Here is a 12,017-nt window from a genome sequence, read left to right as displayed (position 1 = left end):
TATTATTTTCTTATTAAACTAAAATTTCCTATTTTTTCTATAAATAAACCATTTACATCTGTTAGTCTTACTTTAAACCAATAACTATTAGATGGTAATTTTTTTCCTTGATAATTGCCATCCCAACCTTGACTATTTTCATTAAATTGATAAATGAGGTTTCCATATCTGTTATAAATTAAAACTTCGGATGAAGTATAGAAAGTGGTGTCATAACCTGTTATTTTCCAAAAATCATTAATACCATCTTCATTAGGCGTAAAAAATTTTGGATAAGCCAAAACAGAAAACACAAAGCTTTCAGTTCCACAGCCACTAATATCATTTATATATAAGGTATGATTTCCTGTGGATAAATTATCGAAAAAACCATCACTCTTATAATTTCCAAATTCATCATCAATAGCAAATTCATATTCTCCACTACCTAAATCTAAATTAATTATTTGAATAGAATTGTTATTAGAATCATCAGAAATTAGTACATCATCTATAGTAATTGTTGCTTTTTCTGAATCTTTTACAAAAATAGTTTGTTCTAAAGATTCACAGCCAGCATCAGAAATTGCGCTTACTGTATAAATTCCAGAACTATTAATATTTATAGTTGATAAATTTCCAGATAAATGTTCACCGTCTTTTTTCCAAACATAGCTATAATTTCCAAGTGGATTTGTAGTTTCTAAATCAATAGATCCTATATCTGCACATAAAACATAGGTGGTTTGCAATACATCAAATTCTGGAATTGTATTATCTACAACAGCAGTAATTTCAGTTCTTGCAGAAGAAATACAACCAAAATTATTAGCTTCTACATAATAACTTGTAGTTGCATTTAAATTAGGAGTTGTAAAATTATCACCAATAAAAATTGGAATTGTACTTGTTGTAGATTCAAACCAATGTACATCACCATCAGAAGCAGATGCATTTAATGTTGCAGTTCCTGAACAAATTAAATCGTTAGTTGTATTTGTAATTGTGGGTTTTTCGAGAACAGTAATTGTAACCGCTGTTCTTGGCGAAGTTGTACAGCCATTTACACTTACAGAAGCGTAAAATGTTGTTGTAGTAGAAATATTATTTACCGTAAAATTAGTGCCTCTTGCTAATTCTGATGTTGAGTTGATACTCGAATTTTCATACCAAACGATTTCTCCTTCACTTGCTATTGCACTAATGGTAGCGTTTCCAATTTCACAAATTGAAGCATTTGTGGTAGATGTAATTTGAGGAATATAAATACTAGTAGAAGCAACAATATTTAGAGTAGGATCTGAAGGGATACCATATTCTACAATATAACCTTGTGGATAATAATCATTATCAGGTAGCACACCACTAATATTTGGTAAATCATTCCATTTACCAGGAACACCAAGATTTGGGTGTGTAATATGTGCATAATCTTCATTGCCACCAAAATCGTTAGGTTCATCACCAGCAGTATGCCAATTGGCAAATTCGCCAGTTGGCGAATTTCCATTTCCTTGTCCATTCCAAAAAATTGTACCAGCTTCTGGTCCTGTAACCCATTTCCAAATCCCTTCAGTTTCTTCGTCAGAACCACCAATCCAACCAGCTCCAGATGCTTGTTCACCTGCAAAATCCGCTTCAATTTGGCTTGTTAAAGTTGCTAAATAACCTTGTCTTCCATAATAAGATCTGTTTTCTGCAGCAGTTTTAGCATCTTTCCAAGTGATTCCTGTTTTAGAAATGAATTCATAAAAATGATCTGTAGAAGGTAGGTAATTAGCATCACCAATACTTAAAGAAAAGAATTTTTCTGGTGTAATACTATTAGAGTTTGTATTAAAAACTACATCTTTTACAGCATTTTCTAATTCTGTTAATAATATTTCTGTTCCAAAATTAGCGGAAGTTAAAGTTAGTTTTCCTTCATTAGAATTCCATGAAGTTGTTATGTTTGGATGGTTGCCCATCAACTCTAAAATATCAAAACCTAATTGATATCCTGTAGATATTTGAATAAAAAAACTTGCTATAGTAGTATCATCTGGATCAGAAATTGTAAAATCAGTAACAATTTTAATGGAGTTACCAGGGCAAAAACGTTGTCTGCCAGATGCTGTTATAGAAGGTGCTAAATCTGCTTGAGAATACGAAAATGAGGTAATCATCAAAAAAAGAAAAGTGATTAAATTTTGTTTAATTTCTACAGATTTGTGCATTTTTACGAATATCTAATTTGTGTTTTCTTATTTTTGTTGAATAGCACAATTTAAGACTTCAAAATTAATAAAAATATAAAATATGGCTAAAAATGTAGTAACTACAGTTTGGAAAGAAAATATGCAGTTTGAATCTGATAACCCAAGTGGACATAATTTATTTATGGACGCAGGTGAAGAAAGTGGTGGTAAAGGCGAAGGTTTTAGGCCTAAAGCGCTTATGTTGTCTTCTTTAGCAGGTTGTTCTGGTTTAGATGTGGTTTCTTTATTAAAAAAAATGCATGCAGAAGTTGCTGATTTTAAAATTGAAGTAACAGCAGAATTAACAGATGAACATCCTAAATTTTACAATAAAGTAAAAGTAGATTATCATTTTACAGACGCAGAGTTACAGCCTAAAAAAATACAGAAAGCAGTAAACTTATCTGTAACAAAATACTGTGGAGTTATGGAGATGTTTCGTCAATTTGCAGAAGTAGAAATAGAAATTCACTTACATAATTTAGAGAATAACTAAGAATTTGTTTAAGTAAAATCAACATTAAATTGCTATGAGATGGACCTTAAAATCTAAACCAGAAAAAGAAAAAGTAGATAATCTAGCAAATGCTTTGGGTGTTGATAAAAGCATTGCAACAATTCTTTGTCAGAGAAATATTGAAACTTTCGAAGAAGCAAAAAAGTATTTTAGACCAAGTTTAGATGATATTCATGATCCTTTTTTAATGAAAGATATGGATTTGGCAGTTCAAAGAATTGAAAAAGCCATTTCAGAAAATGAAAACATCTTAATTTATGGTGACTATGATGTAGATGGAACAACTGCAGTTTCTTTAGTTTCATCTTATTTAAAAACGATTCACAACAATATTGCAACTTACATTCCAGATAGATATGCAGAGGGTTATGGAGTGTCTTATTTAGGAATCGATTTTGCAGAAGACAATGATTTTTCTCTAATCATAGCCTTAGATTGTGGTATAAAAGCAATTGAAAAAGTTGCTTATGCTAAAGAGAAAAATATCGATTTTATTATTTGCGATCATCATAAACCAGGTGATAAAATTCCAGAAGCAATTGCAGTTTTAAACGCAAAAAGAGAAGATTGTAATTATCCTTTTGATGAGTTGTGTGGCTGTGGAGTAGGGTTTAAGTTAATACAAGCTTTAGGTTCAAAAAGAAATAAAACAATTCAAGATTTTTTACCTTATTTAGATTTGGTGGCTACTGCAATTGCTGCAGATATTGTACCTATGAATGGCGAAAATCGGGTCTTAGCTTTTCATGGCTTACAAGTTATCAATCAAAATCCTAGAAATGGAATCAAAGCAATAATTCATCAAATTAAAAAGAAAGAACTTACTATTACTGATGTTGTTTTTGTTATTGCACCAAGAATTAATGCAGCTGGTAGAATGAAACATGGCAATTATGCTGTTGAATTATTAACTGAAATGGATTTTGATACAGCAGTAGATTTTGCTGCAGAAATTGAAATTTTTAATGCTGATAGAAAAGATTTAGATAAGAAAATTACTAATGAAGCTTTAATTCAAATTATTGATAATGAAGAAGAAAATAAGTTCTCTTCTGTTGTTTTTCAAGATGATTGGCATAAAGGTGTAATTGGTATTGTAGCTTCTAGATTAATAGAAAAATACAACAGACCAACTTTAGTTTTTACAAAAAGTGGTGATAAATTAGCGGCATCAGCAAGATCAGTAAAAGGTTTTGATGTCTATGAAGCTTTACATAAATGCGATGAGTTTATAGAACAATTTGGTGGTCATAAATATGCTGCTGGTTTAACTTTATTGCCCGAAAATTATATCAATTTTAAGAATAAATTTGAAGAAGTTGTATCAAAAACTATCGATAAATCCTTATTAACTCCAGAAATTGTAATTGATTCTGAAATAGAATTATCAGAAATAACACCAAAATTTTTTAGAATTATACAGCAAATGGCACCTTTTGGACCTCAAAATATGAAACCCGTTTTTAGATCGAATTGTGTAAGGGATAATGGTTATGGTAAAAAAGTAGGTGCAGACCAAACCCATTTAAAACTGGGTGTTTTTCAAGGTGATAACAAAAAAACAATGAATGCTATTGGTTTTAATTTAGGTGATAAAATGGAATTTGTACAAGATGATTTTGATATCGTTTATACTTTAGATGAAAATGAATGGAATGGTTATAAATCCATTCAATTGATTTTGAAAGATTTAAAGTAAAAACATGAATCTTATTTTCCTAAAGGGATAACAATAAGGCCAGAAAATTTTTCTGAAAAATTGATAATTGCTTTATCTGCCTCAAGTTTTGTTTTATATCTTCCAACTAAAACTTTCCAATCTGGTTTGTTGTAGTCTAATTCAGTATAAACTCCAGGAAATTCTAACCTAAATTTACTTCTTAAACTTCTGGCTTTGGTTTCGTTACCATAATATATTTGAATAATATACCCATAACCATAAGTTTTGTTAAAAGATCTTTTTTTAGTTATTAAACGCTTAATTTCTGGACTACTATTTGTAATATTTTGAGCTGTAATTCCTTGAGAACAGAATATGAATAATAAAAAGATAAACCCCAAAAAAGCATTGTTTTTCATATAAAATAATTTCTACAAAAATAACGACTACAAATAGAATATATTGACAACTACTGTTATTTAGAATTGTTATAAATTAATATTTAACGCGGCTTTCCTATTTTAATTTTTAGCAATATGTACTACTTTTGTCCAACTGTTCAAAAAGCGTTTTTTGAGCTATTTTATACACGATACTAAAAATAGTTTGTAAATATGAAAAGTGTAGCGTTACACAGTAATCTAACCAAGGTTCTTCTTAAGAGTTTTACAATTATTCTGTTTTTTGCATTTAGCTTGTCTTCTTTTTCACAAGATATAGATGAAGCGCGCCAAAAAGAAGGTAGAAAAATTTTTAAATCTTTATGTGCTTCTTGTCATAAATTAGATAAGAAATTAATTGGTCCTGCTTTAGGTGGGGTTGAATTGCGTAGAGAACATGATTGGTTAAAAAGTTGGATTAAGAATAATGCAGAGTTTAGAGCTTCTGGGGATAGAGATGCTATTGCTATTTTTGAAGAATACAATGGATCTGTAATGTCTGCTTTTCCTCAGTTGACTGATAAGCAAATAGACGATATCATATATTATACTACTGTTGGTGATCCAGTTAAAAAAGTTGTTGGTGATGCTGCTGTTTCAAATGGTGGTTCTAATCAAGGTAGTGCTCCAAAATGGATTATATACTTTTTAGCAGGGGCTATAGTAGTTGCTTTTTTAATGATTGCTAGTTTACTAAAGCAGGTAAATGAATTAAAAGGTAATACATCTCCAGAATCAACATCAAATCTTAAAAGAGATTTGCATGAACTTTGGGCTGGCTTAAAAAGAAATACTTTTTTACAGGTTCTGTCTACGATATTTGTCTTGTTGATGGGGGCTTATTTCCTTTTTGGAACTTTGTTTAAAGTTGGTGTTAATGAGGGGTATATGCCTCTACAGCCTATTGCTTTTTCTCATAAAATTCACGCAGGAGATAATAAGATTGAATGTCAGTATTGTCATACTTCAGCAAAACACAGTAGACACTCTGGAATACCATCTGTAAATGTTTGTATGAATTGTCATAAAAATATTTCTGAAGTAGCAGAAGGAACTCAGGTTGAGTGGGATGGAATGACTTATGGAAAGGCTGAGTTAGATAAAGAAATTGCAAAAGTGTATGATGCTGCAGGTTGGGATGCTGATGCCTTAGAGTATACAGGAGAAACTAAGCCTGTGAAATGGGTTAGGATTCATAATTTACCTGACTTTGTTTATTATAATCATTCTCAGCACGTAACTGTTGCAGGTTTAGAATGTCAGAAATGTCATGGTCCTGTAGAAGAATATGATGAGATGCGTCAATTCTCGCCTTTAACTATGGGTTGGTGTATAGATTGTCATAAAGAAACTAAAGTGGATTTAAAGGGTAATGAATATTATGCTAAAATTCACGATGAGTTAGCGAAAAAATACAATGTAGATCAGGTTACTATTGCTCAATTAGGGGGTAAGGAATGTGGTAAATGTCACTATTAATTAAAAGATTCAAATATTAAAAGATTCAAAAATTGTTTTTAAATTTTTTAATCGTTAAATAATAAATAAAGAATGGCTTCAAACAAAAAATACTGGAAAAGTGTTGAGGAACTAAAAGATAGTTCTATTGTTGAAACGCTGAGTAAAAATGAATTTGTAGAAGAAATTCCTACGGATCAGTTTTTAGGTGATAAAGAAACATTAGAGAAAACTTCTACTTCACGTAGAGATTTCTTAAAATATGTTGGTTTTACTACTGCAGCAGCTTCTTTAGCAGCTTGTGAGGGTCCTGTTAGAAAGTCTATACCTTACGTTGTAAGGCCAAATGATATTATTGCAGGAGTTGCAGATTGGTATGCTACTTCTATTGCTGATGGTTACGATTTTGCAAATGTTTTAGTAAAAACTAGAGAAGGTCGTCCAATTCAAATAATGCCTAATAAAGATGCAAATGGAACTACTAGTGCAAGAGTACAAGCTTCTGTTTTATCTTTGTATGATGAGAAACTTAGATTAAAAGAGCCAACCAAAGCTGGTGAATCTATTTCTTGGTTAGATGCAGATAAAGAAATTGCTCAAAAATTAAATAACTTAAAAGAAAGTGGTAAATCTGTTGTTTTATTAACAGGAACAATGGCTAGTCCTTCTACAGATAAAATTATTTCAGAATTTATTACTGCAAATCCAAATGCAAAACATGTTGTATATGATGCAGTTTCAGAATCTGGTGCTGCAGATGCTATGTTAGCAATGTATGGAAAACGTGCTTTGCCAAACTATCATTTAGATAAGGCAAAAACAATTGTTTCTTTTGGTGCGGATTTCTTAGGAGATTTTCATGGAGGGTTTGAAAAGCAATTTATTGCAGGTAGAGATCCAAAAACCGGTCACATGTCTTACCATGTGCAGTTTGAAAGTAATATGTCTTTAACTGGTGCAAATTCTGATAAAAGAGTGGTTTTAAAGCCTTCTGATCAAGTATTTGCTTTGTTAAATTTATATAATGCAATTACTGGTAATGCTGTTGCTTCTAAATCAACTCCTGTAGATGCTGAAGTTAAAAGCATGGCTACAGAGTTAAAGAAATCAGGTTCTAAATCTGTTGTTTTAACAGGGTTAAATGATAAAAATGCACAATTAGTTGCTTTTGCAATTAATGAAGCATTAAACAGTGAAATTTTTGATACTACTAATTCTTTAAATGTTCGTCAAGGAAATGATGCAGAAGTAGTAAAATTAGTTTCAGATATAAAATCTGGTAAGGTTGCAGGATTAGTTTCTTATAATGTAGATCCAGTTTATACTTTGTCAAATTCATCAGAATTTTCTGAAGGATTAAAGAAATTAGAATTATCTGTTGCGTTGTCAACAGAAAAGAATGCTACAGTAGATGCTTCTAATTTTGCATTGCCAGCTCCACATTTCTTAGAGTCTTGGGGAGATACGCAGTTTGATTCTGTTACTTATGGTTTAATGCAGCCAACTATTCAGCCTTTATTTAATACACGTCAATTTCAAGACACTTTATTAAAATGGTCTGGTAGTTCTGTAAAATATTACGATTATTTAAAAACTTACGCTGCTGAAAATGTTTTAGGAGGTTCTTCTTGGAACACAGCTTTACATAATGGTTTCTTTACAGCTGAGTTAGTTTCAGATGCAGCTACTTTTGAAAGCACGGTTTCAGTTTCAGATGCAGCTAATCAATTAGCAAGCTCAGCAAAAAAAGCAACAGGTTTTGAATTAAACTTATATACTAAAACTGGTTTAGGAGATGGTAAACAAGCAAACAATCCTTGGTTACAAGAATTTCCTGATCCAATCACCAGAGCTTCTTGGGATAACTATTTAACTGTTTCTATTGCTGACGCAAAAGAATTAGGTTTCGAAAATCCTGTTAAAGATAATGGTGCTATAGATGGAGATTTTGCTAAAGTAACTGTAAATGGTGTAGAAGTTACTGTTCCAGTAATGATTCAACCTGGTCAGGCAAAAGGTTCTGTAGGTTTAGCATTAGGTTATGGTAAAACTTTTGGTTTAAAAGAAGAAATGCAAGTAGGTGTTAATGCTTATCCATTATATAATGGAGGTAATAACATTCAATATAATGTTAAAGTTGAAAAAGTATCAGGTAATCATAAATTTGCTTGTACTCAGGTACAAAAAACAATTGCAGGTCGTCATGATATTTTAAAAGTGGCATCTTTAAAAGAGTACAATACTGTTGCTCCTAAAGATCATCATCATGGATGGAATAAACCTTCAATGGTTTCTTACGATCATCAAGAAGTAGAAGCTAATACTATTGATTTATGGGATGAACATAACAGAGAAATTGGTCATCACTTTAATTTATCAATAGATTTAACATCATGTACAGGTTGTGGTGCTTGTGTTGTTGCATGTCATGCAGAAAACAATGTGCCAGTAGTTGGTAAAAATGAAGTTAGAGTTGGTAGAGATATGCACTGGTTGCGTATTGATAGATATTACTCTTCTAAAGTAGAAACAAGAGAAGAGGCTAAAGAGTTAGGTTTAGGAAGAGGTGAAATGTATGAAGCATTAGAAACTGAAGCTGAAAACCCAGAGGTTACTTTTCAACCAATGATGTGTCAGCACTGTAATCATGCTCCTTGTGAGACTGTTTGTCCAGTAGCAGCAACTTCACATGGTCGTCAAGGACAGAATCAAATGGCTTATAACAGGTGTGTAGGTACAAGATATTGTGCTAACAACTGTCCGTATAGAGTTAGAAGATTTAACTGGTTTAATTATGCAAATAATAGCGAGTTCGATTTTAATATGAACAATGAGTATGGTAAAATGGTTTTAAACCCAGATGTTGTAGTTCGTTCTAGAGGAGTTATGGAAAAATGTTCAATGTGTATACAAATGACGCAAGCAACTATTTTAAAAGCTAAAAAAGAAGGAAGGCCAGTAAATACAGATGAGTTTGAAACAGCTTGTTCATCAGCATGTACAACTGGGGCTATGGTTTTTGGAGATGTTAATAACAAAGAAGATCAGGTAGCTGCTTTAGCAGAAGACAAAAGAGCTTACAATGTGTTAGATTACTTACAGACAAAACCTAATGTAATCTATCAAGTGAAAATAAAGAATACAAACGAAGCGTAATTAAAAATTAAGATATAAAAATATGTCTCATTACGAAGCACCCATAAGGGAACCTTTAGTATTAGGTGATAAAAGTTACCATGATATTACCGAAGACATTGCTAAACCAATAGAAGGTAAAGCAAATAAGAATTGGTATATCGCATTTTATATTTCTTTAGCAGCAATGCTTTGGGGGTTTGGATGTATCTTTTATACAGTTGGAACAGGTATTGGAGTTTGGGGATTAAGCAAGAACATTGGTTGGGCTTGGGATATCACAAACTTTGTATGGTGGGTAGGTATTGGTCATGCAGGAACATTAATTTCTGCGGTACTTTTATTATTCCGTCAAAAATGGAGAATGGCCATAAACCGTTCTGCAGAAGCTATGACAATCTTTGCCGTTTTTCAAGCAGGTTTGTTCCCAATTATTCACATGGGTAGACCATGGAATGGGTATTGGGTATTGCCAATTCCAAATCAATTTGGATCACTATGGGTTAATTTTAACTCACCATTATTATGGGATGTATTTGCAATTTCTACATATTTATCTGTATCATTAGTTTTTTGGTGGACTGGTTTATTACCTGATTTTGCAACAATAAGAGATAGAGCAGTTAAACCTTTTCAAAAGAAAATATATTCATTATTGAGTTTTGGTTGGTCTGGTAGAGCTAAAGATTGGCAACGTTTTGAAGAAGTTTCTTTAGTGCTTGCAGGTTTAGCAACTCCGTTAGTACTTTCAGTACATACAATTGTATCTATGGATTTTGCTACATCAATTAATCCAGGTTGGCACTCAACTATTTTTCCACCTTATTTTGTAGCAGGAGCAATTTTCTCAGGATTCGCAATGGTACAAACCTTATTAGGTATTATGCGTAAGGTTACTAATATGGAATCTTATATTACACGTATGCACGTAGAGTACATGAATATCGTGATTATTTTAACAGGTGGTATTGTAGCAGTTGCATACGCAACCGAGTTTTTTATAGCTTGGTATACTGGTTCACCTTATGAATATTATACATACTTATCTATTGGTGCTGAAACAGGCCCTTATGGTTGGGCATTTTGGTCATTATTAATATGTAATATTTTTACACCACAATTATTATGGTTTAAGAAAATTAGAAGAAGTTTTATATGGTCTTTTATTATATCAATAGTTATTAATATTGGTATGTGGTTTGAACGTTTTGATATTATTGCAATCGTATTAAGTAAAGGTCATTTACCATCAACTTGGTGGCGTTTTGAGCCAACTTTTGTAGATGTTGGTATCTTTATAGGAACTATAGGTTTTTTCTTTGTATTATTCTTATTATATGCAAGAACATTCCCAGTAATTCCGATTGCAGAAATGAAGACAATATTAAAGTCTTCTGGAGAGTCTTATAAAAAAATGAGAGAACAAGGTTTACCAACTAAACCAGCTATTAATGTAGTTGAATCAGAAGGTACATCAGATAAATCAACTAAAGAATAATTATGGAATCATCAAAAGTTATTCACGCGTTTTATAATGATGACGAAATTGTATTAGATGCAGTTAAGGCTGTTAAGGCAGATGGTCATCACATAGAAGAAGTATTTTGTCCTTTTCCAGTTCATGGATTAGATAAAGCAATGGGTTTAGCTCCAACTAAATTAGCTATTACTGCTTTCTTTTATGGAATTACAGGTTTGTCTGTTGCTATATGGATGACAAATTACATGATGATTCAAGATTGGCCACAAGATATTGGAGGTAAACCAAGTTTTTCTTGGGCAGAAAATATGCCTGCTTTTGTGCCAATTATGTTTGAATTAACTGTGTTTTTTGCTGCACACTTAATGGTGATTACTTTTTATATGAGAAGTAAAATATGGCCATTTAAAAAAGCAGAAAATCCAGATCCGAGAACTACTGATGATCATTTTTTAATGGAAATACCTGTACATAATAATGTAGATGAATTAACATCTTTATTAGAAAAGACAGGAGCAGTAGAAATTAATTTAGTAGATAAGCACTAATAAATAGATAATGAAGAATTTTAAATTATTTATCGCTTTAATAGTTTTTGCAAGTATTATTTCTTGTAATAACAAAAGAAAACCGCAATTAGAATATATGCCAGATATGTATGAATCTGTTGCTTATGATGCTAATGGTGCTGAAGGAATAAACAATAAGCCAGTCAATAGCAAACCTGTTGCAGGTACTATACCTAGAGGAGGACATCCTGCTTATGATATTCCTGATACTGCAGAAGGTTATGATAAAGCAAAGGCTGAATTAAAAAATCCTTTAGAAGCTTCTGAAGAGAATTTAGAAAAAGGAAAAGCGCTTTATGAAATATATTGTATTTCTTGTCATGGTAAAAAAGGTGATGGAAATGGATATTTATCACAAGCTGAAAAATTTGAAGGAATACCAAGTTATAAAGATAGAGACATAAATGCAGGTAGTATTTATCATGTTATTATGCATGGTAAAAACTTAATGGGTTCTCATTCATCTCAATTAACTTATAACGAACGTTGGCAGATAATTCATTACGTAGAAAATTTACGAGCTGAATTATAATATAATTACA

Annotated in this window: 9 protein-coding genes; 7 read left to right on the top strand and 2 right to left on the bottom strand. The window is 31.6% G+C overall.

Translation table 11 applies throughout. From position 1 onward, the window contains the following. Positions 1–2: 2 nt before the first annotated feature. Positions 3–2,195 carry a T9SS type B sorting domain-containing protein gene (locus ACJJVK_RS04380; protein WP_405563586.1) on the bottom strand — a complete coding sequence of 731 codons (2,193 nt, stop codon included), beginning with the start codon at positions 2,193–2,195 and terminating at the stop codon, positions 3–5. An 82-nt stretch (positions 2,196–2,277) separates the two neighbouring features. Between ACJJVK_RS04380 and ACJJVK_RS04375 the strand changes: the two genes are divergently transcribed. Together ACJJVK_RS04375 and recJ are read left to right on the top strand one after the other, a co-directional pair. After that, positions 2,278–2,712, top strand: coding sequence for an OsmC family protein (locus ACJJVK_RS04375; RefSeq protein WP_405563583.1), 435 nt, complete (start codon positions 2,278–2,280; stop codon positions 2,710–2,712). Between the two features lie 34 nt (positions 2,713–2,746). Continuing rightward, a complete protein-coding gene (recJ, locus tag ACJJVK_RS04370) occupies positions 2,747–4,432 on the top strand; it encodes a single-stranded-DNA-specific exonuclease RecJ (RefSeq protein WP_405563580.1) in 1,686 nt (561 codons plus the stop codon). An 11-nt stretch (positions 4,433–4,443) separates the two neighbouring features. Here recJ and ACJJVK_RS04365 read toward each other — a convergent pair whose 3' ends face one another. After that, on the bottom strand, positions 4,444–4,812 hold the full coding sequence (locus tag ACJJVK_RS04365; protein ID WP_215994277.1) for an SPOR domain-containing protein: 369 nt from the start codon (positions 4,810–4,812) through the stop codon (positions 4,444–4,446). A gap of 195 nt (positions 4,813–5,007) precedes the next feature. Between ACJJVK_RS04365 and ACJJVK_RS04360 the strand changes: the two genes are divergently transcribed. The 5 genes from ACJJVK_RS04360 to ACJJVK_RS04340 all read left to right on the top strand — a co-directional run bounded on the left by ACJJVK_RS04360 (position 5,008) and on the right by ACJJVK_RS04340 (position 12,007). Then, a complete protein-coding gene (locus ACJJVK_RS04360) occupies positions 5,008–6,312 on the top strand; it encodes a cytochrome c3 family protein (protein ID WP_405563578.1) in 1,305 nt (434 codons plus the stop codon). Between the two features lie 72 nt (positions 6,313–6,384). Beyond that, the gene (locus ACJJVK_RS04355) at positions 6,385–9,447 is read left to right on the top strand and encodes a TAT-variant-translocated molybdopterin oxidoreductase (RefSeq protein ID WP_405563575.1); all 3,063 of its coding nucleotides are present in this window, start codon (positions 6,385–6,387) and stop codon (positions 9,445–9,447) included. Between the two features lie 22 nt (positions 9,448–9,469). Beyond that, positions 9,470–10,924 (top strand): NrfD/PsrC family molybdoenzyme membrane anchor subunit, encoded by a 1,455-nt coding sequence (gene nrfD, locus ACJJVK_RS04350; protein WP_405563574.1) that lies wholly within the window; start codon positions 9,470–9,472, stop codon positions 10,922–10,924. Between the two features lie 2 nt (positions 10,925–10,926). Next, positions 10,927–11,454, top strand: coding sequence for a DUF3341 domain-containing protein (locus ACJJVK_RS04345; RefSeq protein WP_215994281.1), 528 nt, complete (start codon positions 10,927–10,929; stop codon positions 11,452–11,454). A gap of 10 nt (positions 11,455–11,464) precedes the next feature. Next, on the top strand, positions 11,465–12,007 hold the full coding sequence (locus ACJJVK_RS04340; RefSeq protein ID WP_405563571.1) for a c-type cytochrome: 543 nt from the start codon (positions 11,465–11,467) through the stop codon (positions 12,005–12,007). Positions 12,008–12,017 lie beyond the last annotated feature (10 nt).

This window comes from Polaribacter sp. Asnod6-C07 (assembly GCF_045063625.1).
In the GTDB taxonomy this organism is placed as follows: Bacteria; Bacteroidota; Bacteroidia; order Flavobacteriales; family Flavobacteriaceae; genus Polaribacter; species Polaribacter vadi_A.
Note: the sequence above shows the minus strand (reverse complement) of the source record. Positions and strands in the feature narration are given on the sequence as shown.

What these genes read in the sequence shown, in the direction of transcription:
- ACJJVK_RS04355 (WP_405563575.1), top strand. Translation starts at nt 6,385, where the DNA reads ATGGCTTCAAACAAAAAATACTGGAAAAGTGTTGAGGAACTAAAAGAT.
- ACJJVK_RS04380 (WP_405563586.1), bottom strand. Translation starts at nt 2,195, where the DNA reads ATGCACAAATCTGTAGAAATTAAACAAAATTTAATCACTTTTCTTTTT.
- ACJJVK_RS04345 (WP_215994281.1), top strand. Translation starts at nt 10,927, where the DNA reads ATGGAATCATCAAAAGTTATTCACGCGTTTTATAATGATGACGAAATT.
- recJ (WP_405563580.1), top strand. Translation starts at nt 2,747, where the DNA reads ATGAGATGGACCTTAAAATCTAAACCAGAAAAAGAAAAAGTAGATAAT.
- nrfD (WP_405563574.1), top strand. Translation starts at nt 9,470, where the DNA reads ATGTCTCATTACGAAGCACCCATAAGGGAACCTTTAGTATTAGGTGAT.
- ACJJVK_RS04375 (WP_405563583.1), top strand. Translation starts at nt 2,278, where the DNA reads ATGGCTAAAAATGTAGTAACTACAGTTTGGAAAGAAAATATGCAGTTT.
- ACJJVK_RS04365 (WP_215994277.1), bottom strand. Translation starts at nt 4,812, where the DNA reads ATGAAAAACAATGCTTTTTTGGGGTTTATCTTTTTATTATTCATATTC.
- ACJJVK_RS04340 (WP_405563571.1), top strand. Translation starts at nt 11,465, where the DNA reads ATGAAGAATTTTAAATTATTTATCGCTTTAATAGTTTTTGCAAGTATT.
- ACJJVK_RS04360 (WP_405563578.1), top strand. Translation starts at nt 5,008, where the DNA reads ATGAAAAGTGTAGCGTTACACAGTAATCTAACCAAGGTTCTTCTTAAG.